We start from the raw sequence: 254 nt of genomic DNA, 5'->3' as shown, positions 1-254 counted from the left end.
GTCAAGCGCGAGCGTGTCCTCTCCGCGGTGAACTGGGAGCAGACGAGAGCCGTCGCGAGCAACCAGGGTCCGATCTACCTCACGCTGTCAGCGGACGACCCAGACTACGAGGCGACCCGCGACGAGCTCATCGAACGGCTCTCGGGACTCACGCACCCCGAGACGGGCGAGCGACTGGTCGAGGCGGTCCACAGGGGCGAGGAGCACTACGAGGGCCCCTACGCCGAGAACGCGCCGGACCTGATCCTCGACCA

The 254-nt window shown here is 68.1% G+C and carries 1 pseudogene; it reads left to right on the top strand.

Annotated elements, in window-relative coordinates:
- A pseudogene (locus tag SM753_RS20925) lies at nucleotides 1-254 on the top strand (nucleotide pyrophosphatase); the annotation flags it as partial.

The sequence above is a fragment of the Halostella sp. PRR32 genome, assembly GCF_034808085.1.
Lineage (GTDB): Archaea > Halobacteriota > Halobacteria > Halobacteriales > Natronoarchaeaceae > Halostella > Halostella pelagica.
Note: the sequence above shows the minus strand (reverse complement) of the source record. Positions and strands in the feature narration are given on the sequence as shown.